Origin of the sequence: Tenacibaculum sp. SG-28 (assembly GCF_002954385.1) — a bacterium.
Taxonomy (GTDB): domain Bacteria; phylum Bacteroidota; class Bacteroidia; order Flavobacteriales; family Flavobacteriaceae; genus Polaribacter.
Window position 1 is genome coordinate 38,892 of record NZ_MQVY01000001.1, and the last position, 19,721, is coordinate 58,612.

10 protein-coding genes and 1 pseudogene are annotated in these 19,721 nt (G+C 36.5%); 4 read left to right on the forward strand and 7 right to left on the reverse strand.

The window, feature by feature from the left end:
* Positions 1-594: 594 nt before the first annotated feature.
* Positions 595-963 carry an MliC family protein gene (locus tag BSU00_RS00150; RefSeq protein ID WP_105002601.1) on the reverse strand — a complete coding sequence of 123 codons (369 nt, stop codon included), beginning with the start codon at positions 961-963 and terminating at the stop codon, positions 595-597.
* Positions 964-1,143: 180 nt separating this feature from the next.
* On the opposite strand from BSU00_RS00150, the gene BSU00_RS12785 reads away from it, so the two are divergent.
* The 4 genes from BSU00_RS12785 to BSU00_RS00180 are packed head-to-tail and all read left to right on the forward strand — an operon-like array spanning position 1,144 to position 14,920.
* Complete coding sequence (locus BSU00_RS12785) at positions 1,144-3,033, forward strand: hypothetical protein (RefSeq protein ID WP_146104768.1); 1,890 nt, start codon at positions 1,144-1,146, stop codon at positions 3,031-3,033.
* Entirely contained in the window at positions 2,997-12,236 is a 9,240-nt protein-coding gene (locus tag BSU00_RS00170) for a gliding motility-associated C-terminal domain-containing protein (protein WP_105002605.1), read from the forward strand. Before BSU00_RS12785 ends, BSU00_RS00170 begins: the two co-directional genes overlap by 37 nt.
* 21 nt (positions 12,237-12,257) lie before the next feature.
* Complete coding sequence (locus BSU00_RS00175; RefSeq protein ID WP_105002606.1) at positions 12,258-13,157, forward strand: type IX secretion system membrane protein PorP/SprF; 900 nt, start codon at positions 12,258-12,260, stop codon at positions 13,155-13,157.
* Between the two features lie 11 nt (positions 13,158-13,168).
* The gene (locus BSU00_RS00180; RefSeq protein WP_105002607.1) at positions 13,169-14,920 is read left to right on the forward strand and encodes an OmpA family protein; all 1,752 of its coding nucleotides are present in this window, start codon (positions 13,169-13,171) and stop codon (positions 14,918-14,920) included.
* Positions 14,921-15,133: 213 nt separating this feature from the next.
* Here the strand turns inward: BSU00_RS00180 and BSU00_RS00190 are convergent, their stop codons facing one another.
* From BSU00_RS00190 to BSU00_RS00215, 6 genes and pseudogenes are all read right to left on the reverse strand, one after another.
* Positions 15,134-16,816 (reverse strand): PhoX family phosphatase, encoded by a 1,683-nt coding sequence (locus BSU00_RS00190; protein WP_105002609.1) that lies wholly within the window; start codon positions 16,814-16,816, stop codon positions 15,134-15,136.
* A 291-nt stretch (positions 16,817-17,107) separates the two neighbouring features.
* Complete coding sequence (locus tag BSU00_RS00195; RefSeq protein WP_105002610.1) at positions 17,108-17,863, reverse strand: STAS/SEC14 domain-containing protein; 756 nt, start codon at positions 17,861-17,863, stop codon at positions 17,108-17,110.
* Positions 17,864-18,128: 265 nt separating this feature from the next.
* A pseudogene (locus BSU00_RS13595) lies at positions 18,129-18,407 on the reverse strand (HAD family acid phosphatase); the annotation flags it as partial.
* Positions 18,408-18,421: 14 nt separating this feature from the next.
* On the reverse strand, positions 18,422-18,730 hold the full coding sequence (locus tag BSU00_RS13600; protein ID WP_105002612.1) for an HAD family acid phosphatase: 309 nt from the start codon (positions 18,728-18,730) through the stop codon (positions 18,422-18,424).
* 11 nt (positions 18,731-18,741) lie between these two features.
* Positions 18,742-18,951, reverse strand: a complete 210-nt coding sequence (locus BSU00_RS00210) for a hypothetical protein (protein ID WP_105002613.1) — start codon at positions 18,949-18,951, stop codon at positions 18,742-18,744.
* A 75-nt stretch (positions 18,952-19,026) separates the two neighbouring features.
* Positions 19,027-19,461 (reverse strand): PaaI family thioesterase, encoded by a 435-nt coding sequence (locus BSU00_RS00215; RefSeq protein ID WP_105002614.1) that lies wholly within the window; start codon positions 19,459-19,461, stop codon positions 19,027-19,029.
* Between the last annotated feature and the right edge of the window lie 260 nt (positions 19,462-19,721).

Genomic DNA, 19,721 nt, shown 5'->3' on the forward strand with positions numbered 1-19,721 from the left:
GTAGTTTGTCTTTTCTTTTGCGCTATTGTACTAGTACATACAAAAAGCAATAGTACGACTGTAAGTCGTAGGCTATTTTTAAACATAATTTAAGATAGTTTAGTTAGTAATTTTTTATAAAACTATAAAAAAAATACAGTAAATACAAATAGATTTAATGAGCTTAAGTGTTGCTTTTATTAAGGGTAATTATTTTGTTTACTATTTTGGATATTATTTAAAACAAACATGTAGTGTTACTGAATAACTTATTAAGATATTAACGAGAATACCGCCTGAAAACCAATAGTTTTTTTTGTGAAAATCATCAAAATTACTTCATGCTGTTTTACTTTTTTTTAAAATTATTTAACAATTATATTAATAAAAAAAATGATTTATTATTGCTTTTTTAAATTTTACAGGATACCGTGATTTTACCAATCCATAAACATTAAGTAACTATTACTTTAAGAGGAAACATCTTTTTTGTTTTATTATTACAGTGTTATTCCATCATAAAAGTATGTTATAATTAGTTGTGTTAGAAACCATGTTGTATAGCATGGTTTTTTTATTTTTACTATTATATACCAGTGACTTTAATTTAGAATATTATTTTTTAAACAAGAGCTTTCCATCTTGGTATACTGTTATTTCTTTACCTTTTCCTCGAACTTCAAAATTTTCTCCTTTATACCAAATGCCTGACCCCGGTTTTTGATTTTCTAAAATATAGTCTTCACTTTGGAATTGTAGAACCATTTCTTCTTTTTCGTTGTAGAATTTCAAAATTAACTCTTGTCCTGTGCTAATGTTAATGGTATCTACACGTATTATTGGAGTTGGTAATGGTTTACTTTTTTTGATTCCGATGTACACAAGATACAGGTTGAAATAAGTAAAATAGAACCCAGGAGATATCGTAGCATGATGATTGATTTTTATTTGGTTCAAGATACCATTATTGTTGTTAAATTGCATTTGTTTACATCATAAAAATATTAGAAATTAAATCTTTTTATCAAAGTTTGCCTTCTTTAGTTCAACGAAATGATTTTTCAGTTTAAATTCTTCTTTCTATTGCTACAAATATTATTATATTCGTACTACAATTCCCCTCAGTGTACTGTTTATTTTAAAATTGTTAATGCTTTGTATTCTATGATTTCTAGAAAAGAGAGATTTAAGGTAGTTGTTTTTGTTCTTTTTTTATATTTATCAACTTTTACTATTAATGCTCAGAATTGTTCTGTAAACGCCGGTGTGGATTTTACTATATGTGAAACAGAAACACTTACGCTAAACGGTGTTTTGGGAGGGCAAATTGCCTCCTCTTTGTGGGTGCAAACTAGCGGTCCTTCTACCATTATACAAAATCCGAACAATGCAGTTACCGATGTAACCGGTATTGTTGGAGGTAATGTGTATACCTTTGAACTAACTGCAGTTTGTGGGGACACTGTCGCAGCAAATTCTCAGTCTATTTCAGTTACTGTAAATCCTATACCCATAGCTAATGCTGGAGCAGATATTGAAGGTTGCCCTGGGACCTACAATTTACAGGCTAACTCCTTTGATACTAGTTCGGGTGATGTCATTGGATATTGGATGGTGCTCGGTAGTAATCAGGCAGGAGTAACTTTTAGTGACAAAAGTTCTCCGACATCTAGTATTACCTTGTCGGATACTTCTGTAGGGACCACCACACTGCGCTGGACCATTGAAAATACTAAAACAAATTGTATAACCGAAGATACGATGGTCGTAACAAATTTTGGGGGAGAGCCTATAGCAATTGCTGGTCCTGATAAGACCTTGTCAAATTGTTACATGACAACAACCTCCACAGAATTAGATGGATCTATAGGTGGGGATGGAACTGGTTCGCAAATTGGTACCTGGTCTTTTGTTTCTGGTCCTAATGTGCCTAATATTTTAGACCCAAATGATGAAAAGACACGAGTTACTGGTCTTATCGAAGGTGTATACGTTTTTCGTTGGACGGTTACAGGGCCCTGTGCGACAGGAAAAGACGAAGTAACGATTACTGTTCCTCCAGCCACACAAGATATTACCGATGCAGTGGTTAAAAGAAGAAATATTAGATTTTGCGATCCTACTGTAACTACGGCTGTTTTAAAAGGAAATGTTCCAGAATTTGCAGGAGAAACTGTGCAATGGACACAGGTGGGAGGACCAACTTTGCCGCCAGGCTCGATTGTTAGCCCTAACAGTCCTACAACACAGGTAATTAATTTGGATGGCTCCTCTCCAAAGGTATATACCTTTAGGTATAGTATTATTGGAGGTGCTTCCAATTCAAATTGTATTTCGAGAAGTGAAACTAAAATTCATTTCAATAAACCATCGGTTACCATTGCGATTAATAATGGAAACGACATGGTGTTAAATTTAGACCAAACGGTAGTTAATGTTCCCTATTCGATAAAAGGAGGAAACCGTACTCGTTATGAAATTATTGCGGCACCCGATCCTTCTGGGTTAGTTTCTCTACAAAATGCAGGACAAAGTCCTTTGCGATTGGATTTAAATGCAGGGCCAGGTGTATATACCCTAAGAATGGTGCGAGATTCCCAAGGCGATGTGTTAACAGGTTGTAACCTAGCTTCTGATGAAATAAACATCACGGTGTCGCTTTCTCCCACAGATTCGAATGCAGGTTCTGATTCGGTACTCGATTGTGGGCAGTCTTCCACTTCCCTTGCCGGAAATCCAGTAAGTGTAGGAATCGCTACGTGGTCTCAGGTTAGTGGACCCAATACAGCAGTTATATCCGATATCAATATCCCGAATCCTACTGTAACTGGTTTAATTCCGGGAGAGTATGTGTTTAGATATGTAGTTTTTGCAGGGCCTAACGCACCAGTTTCTTCGTCTGATACAAAAGTAACCTATGCAACGCCACCGGTAGCAGATGCTGGCCCAGACGATTCCATATGTGCAGGAACCTATCAACTTCAAGGAAATACTCCAGAGCCAGGACAAACTGGTAAATGGACGGTAAATCCAAGTGCTGGGATTGTTTTTTAGACGATGCCCTGCCCAATACTTCGGTTTCTGGATTACAAAAAAATCAAACGTATGTATTTACATGGACCGTTAGTACTTTAAAATGTGGTAATGCCTCGGATGACGTAACTATCGACACTAAAGTCGTAGAAGCTCCTTCAAGAGCTGATGCAGGACCAGACCAATGTTTAAACACCGGCAGCTCTGCGATAGTTTTAACAGCAGTAGAAACGGAGACGCCATTTCGAGGAAAAGGAGAGTGGACCTTCGTTTCCGGGCCTTCCGTTCCAATAATTGTAGCAACAGGAGATTTTACAGCCAATGTGTCAAGTATGACTAGTGATGGAACTTACGAATTCAAATGGACGGTAAATGCTCTGTTTTGTTCTGCGTCTACAGAGGATACTGTTTTAGTTACCATAGGGCCAGATACTAGTATTGGTATCGATGCAGGTCCGGATCAAGAGGTTTGTTCGGATAGGGTAGTTATGGATGCGAATGTCCCTGCTGCAGGACTTTCCGGAAAATGGGAGCAAGTTTCAGGAAATGCGGGTTGGACGGTAGACGATATCCATAACCCAAAAGCTACTTTTACCAATTTAATCGAAGGAAAGTATAGTTTTAAATGGGTAGTTTCGAAAGGCAGTTGCGAGTCTTCGGAAGATCAGATTGATTTTTCAATTAGCCAAGGACCTACTCCTGCAGTTGCAGGCCCAATAGCAGATGTTTGTAATGCTGCTACCTTAACGCTTACGGGAAATATAATTACGCAAGGAACAGGAACTTGGACGGTAGTCTCTGGTCCGAATAACCCAACAATTGTTGATCCAAATGATCCTACCTCTGAAGTGAGAAATTTAATTAGTGGTCGTTATGAGTTTAAATGGACTAGTAGAAATGGTTTTAATTGCCCAGATTCGGAAGCTACAACTACAGCCGAAGTGGTTGCAGAAATTAATTTGGATGGTAAAGACCAAGAATTATGTGCAGCAACACAAGTTTTATTGGAAGCGAACAAAGGAGCTATTGGAGTTTGGACACAAACAGCACCTATAAATACTGCTGTGGTTTCTTTAACCACCACTTCAGATAATACTGCTATTGCAGAGCTAGATCCATTGGTGACCGATACGTATGTTTTTACTTTTACTGCGGGAACAACCTGTACGAGTTCCGATTCGCTAGAGATAAAGAATACAAAATTACCAGATACGCCATATGCTGGCCCAGACCAAGAAATTTGTACCGACACTACAAGCAGTGTAATCATGGCCGCTACGGGAGAACCTGGAAATTGGATTTTAGTAAGTGGTCCAAACACCCCAACGATTTCAGACGATACCGATAAAAATGCTACGATATCTAACCTTATCCAAGGGCTTTATATTTATGAGTGGAATGTCGGGTCTGCACCGTGCACAGAAATTAAAGATGTGGTTAGAATTAATGTGTATGATACACCGTCAATAGCAGATGCAGGTCCTGATCAAACAGGAGGTGCATCTGCTTGTCAAGTTTTACCGCAGTTAGATGCCGTGCCACCAACAACTGGTATTGGTACCTGGACGTTAACTGCGGATCCCTCGGGAGGAACTGGAATTATTATTGATAGCCCGAACGATCCGAAATCAACTCTTACAGTTAATAATCCTTTTACCTTACCGCTGGGTAGTTATGAGTTTACATGGACAGTTTCCAATGGAAACCCTGTATGTTCTGATTCTGTAGATACAGTTATTGTAGAATTTAATGAGCCTCCTGCCTCTGATGCCAATGCAGGACCAGATCAGGAGCTTTGTGATGCGGATACTACTACCTTATTTGGTAATACTATCAGCGTTGGGACTGGAACTTGGACACAAGATTCCGGACCAAGTTCTGCAGTAATTGCTAATCAATTTGCTCCTGAAACAGCAATTTCAGGCTTGCAATCGGGAACTTACGTTTTCCGATGGACCGTAACCAGTGGCGGTTGTAGTACTTTCGATACAGTAGAAATTAAAATATACGACGATTCTACCATAGCTACTATAGATGCAGGACCCGACCAAACTGTAGGACAGTTTGATAATATTTTTATGAGTGCTTCTGATGTCACTCCTCTAGTAGGGGAATGGTTGTTTAAGAATGGTCCATCCACACCTGTAATTATCAATAAGAATGATCCAAACACCCAAATTACTGGGGTTATTCCAGGAACCTATGAATTTACTTGGAATGTTTCTTTTGGCGTTTGTCCACCAAAAGAAGATACGGTGATTATTACCGTTACAGGAGTTACAGATATTAGTGTAGCAAAATCGGTAAGTGTACCAAATCCAATAATAGGATCTACGGTTACCTATTCGATAGCGGTTAAAAATGAAGGAATAAATGATGCTACTGGAATTGTTATTTTAGACGAGCTACCTGTTGGTATTTCGGTAGTAACAGGTTCTGTAAGCGATAACGGAGTTTTAAATCCAGGAAACAGAACCATTGAATGGTCTAATCTTGCTATTGATGTCGCTAATTCGCAAGTACTAACCTATGAGGCTACTGTTCTCGATCCTACCAATGTAGCAGACGAGTATAAAAATACCGTTAGCCTTCAATCTTTAAATGAAATTGATGAGAATCCAGATAATAATGAAGATAGTGTCGAATTAACGCCAGTATCTTTGGTAGATGTAATACTGACAAAAACAGTGAATAATTCGGCACCGAATGAAGGAGAAAATATTTTCTTCAGAATAACGGTAGAAAATAATTCTTTAAGTTCGATTACCAATACTGTTATTACAGACCTATTACCAACAGGTTTAACCTATGTGAATGCAACAACTACAACACCAAATTGGAATTATCCAAATTGGAATATTGGAACTATGTTGCCAGGAGCAAAAGAACAATTGATTATTGAGGCAACGGTCGATACTGGAACTGCCGGACAATCTATCACGAATGTTGTTTCGAATTCTCAAGACCAAGAAGATAAAAATTTAACGATAGATGACGACACTGAGACCATTCAGGTGACAAGTACAAATTTAGTTACTAAGAAAACAGTACAAAAACAATTAGTTGAAGAAGGAGAGACCATTTGGTTTACGATAAATGTAGCGAATAAAGGACCTGGGTTAGCCACCAATATATCGCTAACCGATGTTTTGCCTACTGGTTTAGACTATGTCGTCGATGTTGCAAGTCAAGGAACCTATAATTCTGGAACAGGTTTATGGAATATCGGAGATATCAAAAATGGAAGTGATGCCTCTCTGCGCTTATTTACTAAAGTGGGTGCTGGGACGCAAGGACAACGAATCACCAATACTACCACAGCAGCAAAGGGAGATCAATCCGATCCAATAACCGATGAAGATATTTTACAAGCTACCGTTTTCGTAAATACTTTTACAGACATTGTAGTAAACAAAGTAGCAGATAACCCAACGCCAAACGTTGGTGATATCGTGAACTATACAATAAGTGTTACCAATGCAGGTAATATTGCAGTGACCAATCTCGTCTTAACCGATTTGCTACCAAACGGATTAACCCATGTTTCTGGAAACACCTCTGTTGGCGTATGGTCTCCACCTAATTGGAGTGTTGCTGTAATTCAACCTGGAGTTACCGAAGTTTTAACATTAGAGGTTCTCGTAGGACCAGGGACAGAAGGACAATCCTTAACTAATGTGGTAACACACCAACAAGATCAATTTGACTTAAATCAGAGAGCAGACGATCTAGAGGAAACAGTAACCGTGACATTATCTGATTTGGTAACGGTTAAAACTGTTGACAATACTCTGGTTGGAGAGGGGGATGTGATTACGTATTCGATTGCGGTAACCAATAACGGCACAAGTGATGCTACTAATGTTAGTTTAATAGATGTTTTACCTAGTGAAGTAACCTATATTAGTGACAATAGCGCCGGAAACTATAATATTGGTTCTGGTCTTTGGAATATTGGTGATATTAGTTCAGGAGATACAGAAGTGTTAACAATTCTCGCTCGCACCAATACCGGTACTGCAGGGTCAAAAATTACCAATACTACCACTGCAGCGATTGGAGATCAATCTGACCCTAGTACCAAGGGTGATGTTTTAGACGCAGAGGTATATGTAGATAACGGAACGGATATCGTATTGCGTAAGGTAGTAAACAACAAAACGCCAAATGAGGGCGATACGGTTTTATATGAAGTGTCGGTGACAAACAATGGTACAATAGCCGCCACAAATGTAGTAATTACAGATGTTTTAGATGCAGGTTTAGTTCCTGTTGGAGGTGTCCCTTCAGAGGGTATTTGGTCGTATCCAACTTGGAATATTGGAACCATTGCTCCGGGCGTTACCGAAAATTTAGTTTTACAAGTTTTTGTTGCCAACGGAACTGCTGGACAAACTTTAGTAAACAGAATTTCAAATACACAAGACCAATTCGATCAAAATATAACGCCAGATGATACTGAGGAGTCTCTCACTGTTAATAGCTCGGATTTGATTACTGTTAAATCTGTAAATAATAGTAGACCAACTATTGGAGATACTGTTATTTATACTATCGCTGTAACTAATAACGGACCTAATGATGCCACTCGAGTTTCTTTAATAGACAAATTACCAAATGGCGTTACCTATATAAGAGATGATGCAAATGGTTCGTATAATGTGGGTTCAGGTGTTTGGTTTGCAGGTAATTTGGTAAATGGTGCTACCAAATTACTTAATATAGAGGTTAGTGTTGATAATGTTGCGGGTGGAACAACCATTGTTAATAAAACCACTGCAGCCGTGTCAGACCAAACAGATTTATCTACCAACGGGGATGTATTGGAAGCATCTTTATTTATCGATAATGAAACCGATATTGTGCTAGCAAAAACTGTAGATAACTCCAATCCAAATGAAGGAGATAGAATATCTTACACGATAACGGTTACCAATAACGGACCAATTGATGCGACAAACATTAGCGTTGCTGATATTCTTCCTTCCGGTTTAATTTACGTATCTAGCCTTGCTACTAATGGTGCCTATTTGAATTCGAATTGGGAACTACCTTCTTTATCAAAGGGTGCTACAGAAACCCTAATTTTGGAAGTTTTAGTGGATGGAGGAACCGCAGGTCAATCAATAACAAATACTATTTCTAATACACAAGATCAATTTGACACAAACATTACCACAGATGATTCGGAAGAAACCATACGAGTTACTTCGGCAGATTTGGTAACGGTGAAAACAGTTGATATTTCGGAACCATCAGAAGGAGAAAGTATCACATATACCATAACAGTTACCAATAATGGACCAGATGATGCTACCAATATTGTTTTAGTAGATAATTTACCAAATGGGGTGACGTATCAAAGTGACGATTCAAACGGTACTTATAATAGTGCCACTGGAGAATGGAAATTCCCAACACTTACAAACGGTGCTATTGCAGTATTAAATATTGTGGCATCGGTAGATGTGGGAACTTCGGGAAGCTTTATAAAAAACCATACCACAGCTGCACAATCGGATCAGACCGATACAACCACGAACGGTGATGTATTGGATGCTACCATTCACATAGACAACGCCGCAGATATTGTTATTTCCAAAACAGTTAATAATGCAACTCCAAATGAAAATGAGATCATCGAGTATACCATTAGTGTAGTAAATAATGGCCCTGTTCAGGTAACAGGATTATCAATTAAAGATATTTTACCAAATGGATTAACTTTTGTCTCTGCCACTCCATCTGCAGGTTTTTGGAATAATGCAGTGTGGAATGTAGGAACACTTGCCAATGGAGCTAATGCATCACTTTCTTTAAAAGTACGCACGAACCAAGGAACAGCAGGCTTATCGATTACCAATACGATTAACAACAGTCAGGATCAGTTAGATACAAATCTTACTTTAGATGATAATACCGAAACCATTGTTGTTTCAAGTGTAGATTTAATAACTACTAAAATTGTAGATATTACAAATCCAGAGGAAGGAGATACGATAACATATACAATTACTGTAACCAATAATGGACCTAGTGATGCAACTAATGTACGTTTAACAGATAACCTTCCTTTCGGAGTGAATTATAGCAGTGATAATAGTTCCGGACGATACAACAGTAGCACCGGAATATGGGATATTGGTTCACTTGCAAAAAGTAGTAGTGCTTCTCTCCAAATTCAGGCGCTGGTTGCCCCAGGAACAGCAGGAAAATCGATAACTAACAGAACTACTGCAGCTGCTGGAGACCAATCTGATTCGCAAACTACAGGCGATAGTTTAGAAGCAACCATTTTGGTTAAAAATGAGGCAGATGTTGTCATCGCAAAAGCAGTAAATACTAATACTCCTAGTGAGGGTGAAGAAATAATATACACTATTACAGTGACTAATAACGGTCCTATACCAGTAACTAACTTAGTGGTTGAAGATGTGTTGCCTTCGGGCTTAAGTTATATTCAAGGAATCGCCTCTGAGGGAACATGGATTGCACCAAAATGGAATGTTGGTACCTTAGCATCAGGAAACAGTGAAACCTTGCGATTAAGGGTACTTGTAAATTCCGGAACAGCAGGAACTGTATTAACCAATACCATTACCAATACACAAGATCAAATAGATACCAACCTAACACCAGATGACGCAAGCGAAACCATACGAGTTTCTTCTGCAAATTTGGTAACTATTAAATCAGTAGATAATAACACGCCGAGTGAGGGAGATACGATACAGTATACTATTGCTGTAACTAATAAAGGACCAAACAACGCAACCAACGTAGTCTTGACAGATATTTTACCAAATGGAGTTACCTATATTAGTGATACGAGTGGCGGAGCTTACAATAGTGGTTCCGGAATTTGGAATATTGGTGATGTTTCCAACGGTTCCTCTGTTGCATTAACAATTGTCGCTGAGGTTGACGCTGGCACCGCAGGAACTAGTATAACAAATACTACTTCCGCAGCAAAAGGAGAGCAATCGGATACAACCATCCAGGGCGATGTTTTAGATGCAACGATAACTATTTACAATACTACAGATATCGTCCTTTCTAAAACTGTAGATAATAACCTACCCAATGAAGGAGATATAATAGAGTACCAAATTACAGTGACTAACAATGGTGCGATTGCTGCAACCAATTTAATAGTGGAAGACGCATTACCATTAGGTTTAACTTTCGTGCAAGCAATACCTTCGGAAGGATTGTGGTCTTCTTCACAATGGAATATTGGAACACTAAATGCTGGGGCTAGTGAAACTTTATTACTTCGTGCTGTCGTTAATACTGGCACAGCAGGACAAACTATCGTCAATTCAATTTCCAATACACAAGACCAAATAGATGGGAATGTAACTCCTGACGACTTAGAAGAATCAATACAAGTTGCTAGCATAGATTTGGCTGTTACGAAAACGGTAGATAATGCAATTCCTATTGAATTAAGCACTGTTAATTACACGATAACAGTAACTAATAATGGAGTAAACCGTGCCACCAATGTGCGTATAACCGATGCTTTGCCAAATGGCGTAACGTATGTAAGCGATGATAGTTCGGGTGCCTATAATAGCGGTTCAGGAATTTGGACTATTGGTACTTTGCAAAGTGGAGAAACCGCTACACTCGTTATTGAAGCTAGGGTTAATATTGGTACCATTGGACAAACCATTACAAATACAACATCTAATTTATCTGCGGATCAAACAGATATGGACGTATCGAATAATGTAGGCAGTGTTTCTATTGTTCCCGATCGAGGGGTTGATTTGAGCTTGACCAAACAATTTGTAGATAATGATGGGGCACCAGTGAACGGAAATATTAAGACTTTTGAAATAATAATTTCTAATTCAGGAGCTTCCATTGCGACAGGAGTTGAGGTTACCGATGTATTACCATCAGGTTATAAGTTTGTCAATTACAGTTCTACAAGTGGTACCTATGACGAAACAACTGGAATTTGGAATATCGGAACCGTAGTACCTTCTGTAAATATCGTACTTTTAATAGATGTCGAAGTTCTAGGATCAGGGAATTACCAAAATTGTGCCGAGATTACCAAAATGAATGAAGACGATTTAGATTCTATTCCGGGTAATTCGGATCCAAATGAAGATGATTACGCTTGTGCTTCCATATCTTTTGGTTCAGACCTCGATTTAGGCCTTGAAAAAACCGTGCAAGGAAGTGCCAATGGATTTACCATTGGAAGTGAAGTTACCTTTCAAATCGAGTTAACTAATTACGGGTTATTAGATGTTAGAGAGGTAGTCGTTGAAGATATCGTACCAAACGGATATACGTTTACCAGGTATCAGGCAACCTCAGGAGTATATGATACCTCTACTGGATTCTGGACTATTACCAATATGATGAAAGACACTAGTGAGGTACTAACAATTATTGCCACGGTAAATAGTACCGGGAACTATGAGAATTGTGCTTCCATAGTTAGTTCTACCATTACGGATAAAGACCCTAGCAATGATCAAAGTTGTGCATCGATTAGTCTTACAGATCTAATCGACTTGGAGTTGGTAAAAATAGTAAGTACCAATAATTCGTATGCGCTAGATCAAGTAGATTTTACCATTCAAGTTTCTAACGAAGGTCCAAGCACTGCAACAGGTGTAACGATTCTTGATGTACTTCCTACTGGTTACGAATTTATATCCTACACCGCTAGTGTAGGAGTATACGATGCAACTACTGGTATATGGGATTTGAATACTAGTTTGAATTCAGGTGCTGTAGAAACTCTCGACATTACTGTAAAAGTTTTACCGTCTGGAAATTGGAAAAATACTGCGGAAGTTCTTACTGCAGGCCAACAGGATGCAGATTCTACTCCGGGGAATGGAAATCCTAATGAAGACGATTTCGATTCTGCAGATTTGGACGTAGATGTACGAGTAATTGCTCCAGAAGAATTTACACCTAATGGGGATAATATCAACGATACCTTTGTTATCCAAAATTTACAGATAGTATACCCTAATTTTAAAATCGTTATCGTTAATCGATGGGGAAATAAAGTTTACGAATACCAGCACAATGGAAATCCTAACAAAGAGCCTCTGTGGTGGAACGGTATTTCACAGGGAAGAATGAATACGGGTGATGGCATTATGCCAGATGGCTCCTATTTTTATTCTATTGAGTTTAACAATGGAGATCGCAAACCTATCACAGGGTGGGTTTATTTAAGACAATAAAATGCTAATTGATTGAAAATAATGAATAAAATCAAATTTATAGTTATACTGTGTGTTTTTGGTATTACCAGCGTATTCGCGCAGCAAAATACACAAATAACACAATATATGTATGCCATGCCGGTATTGAATCCTGCATATTCAGGTTCCAATGGAGTTCCGGTGGTTCGAGTATTAGGAAGAACCCAATGGGTTGATGTTGTTGGCGCTCCGAGAACTGCAGTTCTCAGTTTTGATACTCCTATCGGAAGATCTTTAGGATTGGGGGTATCGGTACTTCACGATAGGATAGGTCCAGTACGAGAAAATAGAATTACCACTGATTTATCTTATACCGTTTTTACGGGTTCAGAGGGGAGATTAGCTTTTGGTTTGAAAGCAGGATTAAATACCTTTGATTTAGGAACGTTAACTACCATTGATCCCGATCCAATAAATGTTCCCATTAATAAAACATCTGCTATCCTTGGTGCGGGAATTTTTTATTATACCGATAAATTTTATGCAGGCTTTTCTTCACCGAATTTACTAAAACTAAAATATGATGACTTAGATGTAGACGATAATATAAATACCGATGATACGGCACCATTTTATATTACTTCAGGATATGTTTTTGAAATATCCGATAATATTAAATTAAAGCCATCAACGATGTTGAAAATGGCCTCTGGGTCGCCTATTTCCATTGATTTGTCTACGAATTTATTGCTTAATGATAATTTAGAATTTGGTCTTTCCTACAGAGTAGATGATTCTCTTGCGGCAATGATGGGAATTCAAGCTACTCAAAAATTTAGAGTTAGTTATGCCTATGAGTATTCGTTATCCGATTTTGGTCGTTTTAATTCTGGTACCCATGAGCTTTTACTTATATATCAATTTAACAGAAGAGACATGAAAAGTCCTCGATTTTTTTAACCTAAATAGATATGCAGAAGCCTTATATTTTTACAGTATTTATTTTTCTAGCAGCTAGCAATCTTCTTTTTTCACAAGAGGATAAGTGCTCCGTTAAAAATTTAAATCTGAATTCCAAATACCAAGATTTTGATTTGTTTTCCTATACAGACTCTACAGTCATATTTTCTTCTTCTAGGAAAGAGAGGTCGATTCGTCAGCCTAAATGGAGTGGGAATAACCAACCTTTTTTAGAATTGTATACCGCGACGCTAGGAAAAAATGGAGAATTCTATGGCACAAAGAAGTTTTCTAAATCGATTAATACAAAATTCCATGATGCTGATGTAGAATTCACCAATGATTTAAATACCATCTATTTTTCTAGAAGTAATTATTTTAAAAAGAAATATGTGAAAGATTCTCTTGGAAGAAATTTAATTCAGTTGTACAAAGCCGTTCGCGATACCCAGGGAAAATGGGTGGAGCAGGAAATGCCTTTTTCCAACAAAAATTACCAAACTGGGCATCCCGCATTAAATGCAGACGAAACAAAATTATATTTTGTTTCGGATATGCCGGGCGGATATGGAGAGACTGATATCTATATGGTAACTATTTATCCGGATGGCAGTTATGGAAGCCCCATTAATTTAGGACCTAAAGTAAACACCAAAGGAAAAGAAGTTTTTCCTACAGTTTGGAAAAATAACGAATTGTATTTTTCAAGTGATGGTTATGTTTCTGGCCAGGGAGGCTTGGATATTTTTTCGGTTTCTTTAAACGAGGATGGCCTTCCTACTGCAGAAGCAAAAAATTTGCCTCGACCATTAAACAGTTACAGTGATGACTTTTCCATCTCTTTCCGAGATACCAAAAATAGTGGGTACTTCTCTTCTAATAGACCTGGGGGTAAAGGAGATGATGATATATATTCTTTTGAATGCAGTTGTATGCAATACATCAAAGGGATTACCTATAAAGAACCTAAACGATTAGATTCGATTCAGGCGATGGAGTATTATTTTCATGATGAAATGAAAAGAATACGTGATTCTATTCAGGGCGTCTCTACAAAAAGTTCTATTGCTATAGCGAATAATACGATCACAGAATCGAACACTAAATCTTTCATTGATAGTATATTACAGACAAAAACAGCCGGGAAAACTATATTACCGAATGTAAAAGTGAATTTATATCAAGAAAATACGGGTAAAGTAGATAGTGTTTTTAGTAATGCCAAAGGAGAGTTTTTGTTCAGCGTAAACTGTTTTGAAAAACTCGATCTCATTGCAGAAAAACCCCAATTTTCAAAAGATAGTATCCAAATTAGTTCTACCGAGCAAAATGCAGATACAATTTATGTAGCACTTACTCTTAAAGAGAAAGATATCTTAATTGAAAATAACGAACATGTCTTAAATATTGCACCCTTTTACTATGATTTTGACAGGGCGGATATCTCTACCCAATCGGTACTTAATATCTTAACCATTGTGGATATAATGCGAAAATATCCTAGTTTACACATTGAAATTAATTCGCATACAGATAGCCGAGGAAGTGATTCGTACAATATGGAATTGTCACAGAAGCGTTCTGCTGTAATGAAACAATGGATTCTCGCTAGAGGAATAAAAGAAGATAGAATTTCGACCAATGGATATGGGGAGTCAAGACTTACGAATAAATGTTCGGATGGAGTACCTTGTTCGGAAGACGAACATGCCATGAATCGCAGAAGTGAATTTATAATTACAAAATACACGCCACAGAAGTAAGAATAATATTTTTATTTGGTGTTCAGGGGTAACAAATGATAACTATTAATTTACGTTGGTTAGGCGTAAAAAGGTTAATTTTGCCTCGTATTAGGGAGATACAATATAAAAACTTTGAATTAGTTAGAACAAAACACCATGGTTTGCCCATGGTGTTTTTTATTGTATTTGCTAAGATTTATAAAAATGATAGCAAGGGGTTCTACACTATTTTTATACATTAGCCTCTAACAATTGTAAATTATTCATTTTTTCAATTAGGGCACCTGTAATCGCTACTACGGTAGGTTTGGGTATCTCATCGTCATCAAAAGGGAATTTACTTGTCGGATTTAGAATATCTTTTGTTTGCTCGCCAGGGTGTTGTACACTTAAAAATAATGTTTTTCCATCTGGGGAGAACCAAGGCCCTGTAAGTTCTGCGTCTGTTGGAGCAGAAGCCACACGAATAACTCTACCTTCGTCTTTGCCATACCTGGGAATTACGAATAAACTATTGTTTTTAAAGGGCATGTATGGCCTGTCTATTCTATTCATAGAACTTCCAGATATATCTGATGTAAACCATAAATTACCAGCCATATCAAAAGCCATATTATCCGGACACGAAAAACCATTTTCTTCCCCTCCAGCAATATAGGTAGAAGCTTTAAAAGTTAAAGCATCAAACGCACCTCTGTGTTCTTCAATTTTTAGAATAGACCCATGATAATCATTTTTTCTTTTATTGTTGGTTAAGGTGATTAGAATATTTCCGGTAATCGGATCAATTTCAATATCTTCCGGTCTATTAAGCGGGGTAGCACCCAATATTTTAGCAGCTTCTCTAGCTCGGATTAAAACTTCTGTTTGATTTTTAAACCTCTTCTGTAAGCTTGGTTGTGTTTCCCAATCTAAGGCTAGCCATTTTCCGTTTAAGGTATCTGCAACATATAAAGTTCCCTCTTTTAACGATCTTGGTTTCGAGGACACAAATTTATAAAGATGCTCATCGTTAGCATCATCCCCTGTGTACGCTACAACATGCTTATTAGGTAATTCGTATAGCGTACAACATTCATGCGCAAATCGTCCAAGCGCAATGTGCTTTTGCGCGGTTCCATCTTTTGGGTCGATTTCAACGACCCATCCATAATGTTCCGGGGGATAGTTATAAAATTTTTCCCATCCATAAGAGCTGGCTCTGTGCGAAGGATTATTATTGGCATCGTATACGGTTTCCCCAAAACAATCATCGTAATTTTCTTCACAAGTTATAAAAGTTCGCCAAGGCGTTAAACCACCGGAACAATTACTATTAGTTCCAATTACTGTGTTCTTACCCATAATAGCTTCGTCCCAGTTTAATGCTATTGGTGTTGAACCATTTATTCTTCTATTATGCGGATCATTTTCTACAATAGTCCAAGTGCCATTTGTCTCTTTAATTCGAACAATACTACCACCAACATTATACATTTCTTTGGTTACTTGTTCTTTAGTTCTGTGTGCCTCCGGATTCGTAAATTCTCGGTGGTTAAATCCAGATACAAACAATGGGTTTACCGATTCGTGATTCACCCATAGCAAACCATCTTTAGGATTCGTATCGTCAAGAGGAATAAAGCAGGTGAAATCATTATTAAAACCAAAGGTGTCTTTATCGTTAATTTTATCTCCCCATTTAAGTACTGTATGATAGTGTAAACCTTCTGTAAGTACTAAATCATCCCTGTCGGTAGGCGCAAGGTGTTTTAAAGCAATGGTTTTAAGTTTTTCTAGTGTCCTCTTGGATATTGTTCCCTTTTCAAAAGGACTAGTTGTGCTACTACAATTCACCAAAAACGGAGGAACGAATACTGCTCCTATGCTCGCTTTTCCTAAAAATGAAATAAATTTTCTTCTGTTATACGTCATTTGAACTTTTTAATAAATATTTTGAAATATCATAGAATTTATATGGGTTTCTTTGACCTAAGCAATTTGTAATATAATCCTATACCCATAGGATAAGGTTTGAAAAATAGCTATTTAATTTTAAAAATAATATTTCGTGAATGTTAAATTATTTTAAAATCCGCACCAGTAATCCTTGAATTGTATTGTCGTGCATGTTTAAAATAATAAAACCTGTAATTTTAAGGTAAGTAATTAGTATACAGAGCTAACATCAAATAACGTATGATTTAAATATTACTGGGTAAATTATCAGGGCTCTAAAACCCATTTTTTTGCTGCTTCAAATTCAGAAAAATCGAAAGCTTTTATCGAAACGCCAGGAAGTAAAAGGTCAGTAGTTTTGGCAAGCGTATCCATATATGCTACTTCGGAGACAATGGCATATTTGTGAAGTCTACCAAATATTTTTAAATCTACTTTTAAACCTTCTATGAGAGTTTTGAAATTTTCAATCGATGGGATTTCTAGAAATTTTATAACTAAATTGATTTTACTTCCCTTCTCTAAGTTTTCTAAAATTGAGGATAAGGCTGTCATTGCAGCATGATCTATTTTTTCATTATTTAGTTCTATCAAATAACACCGTGTGCCAAGCTTATCTATTGTTATACCCGTTAAGTAATCTTCTGGTAAGTATTCTTTGTTTTCTTTTTTTTCTAACCATGCAATCGCCGCTTCTTTGTCACTTTTAGGGAATGACTTAACTTCAAAAGAAGGAGTAAAAAAGTTAGCTATAGGAATGAGTTCCTTTAAACGTTTTTCGTCAGCGAGAATCGCATACTTTCGAATAATACCAAAACCCTTAAACTTGAGTTTAAAAAAACCACTAAGAGTAACAAGGTTACTAAAGGTAGGGAAGCTATCAAAAATGGCCAGTAAATTTATTTTCTCTCCTCTATCGTGAAATTCCTGAAAGGTACATGCCATTATATCAAAATCTTCTTCGGTTATTTCTTTGTGAATATTAAATTCGTAGGTACGGTCTGCAATTCTATATAATCTCATAGGTATGGATTTTAGGATACTTTTTCACTTTTTAGTACAATAATTTGGAGAAAAAACAAGTTGACACGCAGTTCCCAAAAGGTAAAGCTTTTGCTTGAAATTCTTAATCTTTACGATTCTTTACAGCCGGTAATAATAACAACTTTTGAGAAACATTTATGGGTTTTTTAAAGATACAAAAAAATTAACGTAGTAGAATTACAGAGCCAATATTTTACGATGTAAATATCTCTTTTTATCATATAAAAAAGACAGTTTTACACTATTAGAAGTCATTAAGCTTAGATTTACGAATGGAATCTTTTTGGGAATCGCTCCAACTTTTTTTGTTTTCATAGATGCCTTTGGATTCCCAGTCTCCATACATTGGATTTGGAAAAACAATAAATTTAGTGCCAAAATCATTGCGTAAACTGTCCACTATTTTATTTCTTTGCATGGTGCTTTTAAGGTCAAATTGCGCTGAGAAATCAGATAAGTTATCCCCTAAAAACAATGCTACTTTGTAATTTTTTAAAACTTCATCCCTTCTTTTTTGTTTGGCGCTAGTTTCTTTTTTTAAAAAACATGTTTTGCATCACAATTTGGAAGTTGCCATTTTTTAAGATTGTTTATTGTTTCTTGAAGTTGTTCATTCGATCGATTGGAAATATAAAATACAGAAAAACCTAAAGAATCTGCTAGGGTAAAGAATTCTACTGCGCCAGGAAGTGCTTTTGCTTTTTCCAATTTCCCCCATGTGATCCAATCTTTACTATTAAAATCAACATCTTTTTTTATTTGCATAGCACTGTAAGGACTATTATCTAGAACGGTTTCGTCGATATCGGTTATTACAGCATATTTAAACCCTTTTTCAAGTTTCATTTCTTTTAACTTTAAAGCGGCAATATTAAAAGCTTGATGCACAATGCTTTATATTCTGCAGCATTTTGTTGCCATAAAACTGCTAGCGAAGTATGCTCTTTTATCTTTTGAATGTCTGCTATCTCTTTTTTTTCATTTACCGTTGGTTTTGTTTTCGAACAACCATTTAATAGTAATATAACCACTATTAAAAGTTTAGTAATAGTATCTTTTGCGTTCATTGATTTTCATTTTTAACAATCTCACTTACTGTAAATATAGATATTTTAAATTTTTAAAATTACTTTTTACTTTCCTTAGAAATAGCCTATATCCCTTGTAAGTGCTATTTTACTTTTTACAAAATTTCCTGTACCAAAAGCTATTGGGTTTCCTTCCTCATTGTACAAAATCGATTCTGCGATAAAGAGATTTTTCGATTGGTGCTTTAATTTGCCGGTTGCCCTAAGTTTTCCTTGGTTTTCTGGTTTTGTTAAATTTACGTGAAACGATGTAGTAAGAACAAATACATCTTCCACGATAGAGTTAACTGCGAAAAAAGCGGCGTCATCTAACAATTTAAAGTATACGCTGCCATGAATAGCTCCGAGTGAATGAAAGTACTTTTCAGAAATAGTTAATCCTATTTCGGCACTTTCTTTTGCGATTTTGCATGTTGTGGTATTGTAGAGCATGGCGTTTACGTTTGCTCTAAGGTACATATTTTCTAGTTTTTCAAAATGTGATGCCATGTGGTAATGATTGTGATATTCTGTGCTAAAAAGTCTACTATTATAAAATGAGATTTTGTATTAAAATTGTGTCGGCTTCATAAAACGAAATGAAATTATTTTAAATAATTAGTAATCAAGTAGTTGTTTTTTATGATTATCAAGTAAATTTTTAATATTTAACATTTTTATAAGAGCATTACTAATTTTTATTTTCGAAAATTAATTAATTTTGCAATAGGATTTTAAATTATTGCGTATTAGTTTGAGTCCTTTTATGA

Bases quoted from the DNA above. Each gene is read 5' to 3' on its own strand.
- BSU00_RS00195 (WP_105002610.1), bottom strand. From the start codon at position 17,863: ATGAGATTATATAGAATTGCAGACCGTACCTACGAATTTAATATTCAC.
- BSU00_RS00210 (WP_105002613.1), bottom strand. From the start codon at position 18,951: ATGAACGCAAAAGATACTATTACTAAACTTTTAATAGTGGTTATATTA.
- BSU00_RS13600 (WP_105002612.1), bottom strand. From the start codon at position 18,730: ATGAAACTTGAAAAAGGGTTTAAATATGCTGTAATAACCGATATCGAC.
- BSU00_RS00180 (WP_105002607.1), top strand. From the start codon at position 13,169: ATGCAGAAGCCTTATATTTTTACAGTATTTATTTTTCTAGCAGCTAGC.
- BSU00_RS00215 (WP_105002614.1), bottom strand. From the start codon at position 19,461: ATGGCATCACATTTTGAAAAACTAGAAAATATGTACCTTAGAGCAAAC.
- BSU00_RS00175 (WP_105002606.1), top strand. From the start codon at position 12,258: ATGAATAAAATCAAATTTATAGTTATACTGTGTGTTTTTGGTATTACC.
- BSU00_RS00190 (WP_105002609.1), bottom strand. From the start codon at position 16,816: ATGACGTATAACAGAAGAAAATTTATTTCATTTTTAGGAAAAGCGAGC.
- BSU00_RS12785 (WP_146104768.1), top strand. From the start codon at position 1,144: ATGATTTCTAGAAAAGAGAGATTTAAGGTAGTTGTTTTTGTTCTTTTT.
- BSU00_RS00170 (WP_105002605.1), top strand. From the start codon at position 2,997: ATGGACGGTAAATCCAAGTGCTGGGATTGTTTTTTAGACGATGCCCTG.
- BSU00_RS00150 (WP_105002601.1), bottom strand. From the start codon at position 963: ATGCAATTTAACAACAATAATGGTATCTTGAACCAAATAAAAATCAAT.